The sequence below is a fragment of the Actinocrinis sp. genome (assembly GCF_035938995.1).
Taxonomy (GTDB): domain Bacteria; phylum Actinomycetota; class Actinomycetes; order Streptomycetales; family Catenulisporaceae; genus DASZGI01.
The window spans coordinates 1-1,716 of the sequence record NZ_DASZGI010000341.1; the positions used below are offsets into that span (position 1 = coordinate 1).

1 protein-coding gene is annotated in these 1,716 nt (G+C 68.2%); it reads left to right on the top strand.

Annotated features, from left to right (window positions below):
* The first annotated feature begins 116 nt into the window (after positions 1-116).
* Positions 117-1,670 (top strand): carbohydrate binding domain-containing protein, encoded by a 1,554-nt coding sequence (locus VGZ32_RS24375; protein WP_349263735.1) that lies wholly within the window; start codon positions 117-119, stop codon positions 1,668-1,670.
* Positions 1,671-1,716: the final 46 nt, after the last annotated feature.

The following is a 1,716-nucleotide window of genomic DNA, read 5'->3' on the forward strand; positions in this document are numbered from 1 at the left end:
GTCAGCCGTTCGCGGCCTGCCGCCGTACCGAAGATAGGGAGCGCTGCGTGCGTCCACCCCGAATATCCGCCCGCCCAGCTCGGCGGCTCGCCGCCGCGGCCGTCGCGTCCACGCTGATGGCCGGCGGCGTGGGGCTTGTCACGATCCTCGCCGTGCCCGCTGGGGCGGCGACCACCAACGTGCTGATGAACCCGGGCTTCGAGTCGGGCAACCTGTCCGGCTGGTCCTGCGACGCGGGCACCGCGTCCGTGGTCACCGCGCCGGTGCACTCGGGCAGCTTCGCGCTGGCCGGCGCCGCGAACAACTCCGACGACGCGCAATGCACGCAGACCGTGTCCGTGCAGCCGAACACCGGCTACACCCTCTCCGGCTACGTCGAGGGCGCGTACGTCTACCTCGGGATCACCGGCGGATCGGACAACTGGACGCCGTCAGCCACCTCGTGGCAGCAGCTCTCCACGACGTTCACCACCGGTGCGAGCCAGACCAGCGTGCAAGTGTACGTACACGGCTGGTACGCGCAGGGGACCTACTACGCCGACGACCTCGCGCTAAGCGGCCCCGCGGGCCCGAGCGGTTCGCCGTCGCCGTCGGTGTCCCCGACCAGCGCTTCGCCGTCGCCGTCGCCGTCATCGTCGCCCAGCTCGTCGCCGTCGCAGAGCCCGAGTTCGTCGCCCTCACCCTCGCCTTCGAGCTCCGGGCCGCCCGGTGGCAGCACCTGCCCGGTCAAGTCGCGACCGGCCGGCAAGGTGATCCAGGGGTACTGGGAGAACTGGGATGGCGCGCTCAACGGCGTGCATCCGGGGCTCGGTTGGATTCCGATCAATGACCCGCGGATCCTCCAGCACGGGTACAACGTGATCAACGCCGCGTTCCCGGTCATCTTGTCCGACGGCACCGCGGAGTGGCAGGACGGCATGGACACCAACGTGAAGGTCGACACTCCGGCCGACTACTGCGCGGAGAAGGCGGCCGGTGCGACGATCCTGATGTCGATCGGCGGCGCAGCCGCAGGCATCGACCTCAGCTCCAGCGCGGTGGCCGACAAGTTCGTCTCCACGATCGTGCCGATCCTCAAGGCCTACAACTTCGACGGCATCGACATCGACATCGAGACCGGACTGGTCGACAGCGGCAACATCAACTCGCTGTCCACCTCGCAGGCGAACCTCGAGCGAATCATCGACGGTGTGCTCGCCCAGATGCCCTCGAACTTCGGCCTGACCATGGCGCCGGAGACCGCCTACGTGACCGGGGGCAGCGTGACGTATGGGTCGATCTGGGGCGCCTACCTGCCGATCATTAAGAGGTACATGGACAACGGTCGGCTGTGGTGGCTGAACATGCAGTACTACAACGGAAGTATGTACGGCTGCTCCGGCGACTCGTACCAGGCGGCCACGGTACAGGGGTTCCAGGTCCAGACGAACTGCCTGAACACCGGGCTGGTCATCCAGGGCACGACGATCAAGGTGCCCTACGGGTATCAGGTGCCGGGCCTGCCCGCGCAGCCGGGTGCCGGTGGCGGGTACATGTCGCCCTCGCTCGTGTCGCAGGCATGGAGCAGCGTGGGCGGACAGATCAAGGGCCTGATGACCTGGTCCATCAACTGGGACGGGTCGCTGGGCTGGACATTCGGGGACAACGTCAAGGGCCTGGAAGGCCGCTGACGTCCGCACCGGTCGCGGGGTGCCACGCCGGCTGGCGTGGCACCCC

Excerpts from the sequence above, each read along its gene's own strand:
- VGZ32_RS24375 (WP_349263735.1), top strand. The coding sequence starts at position 117 with ATGGCCGGCGGCGTGGGGCTTGTCACGATCCTCGCCGTGCCCGCTGGG.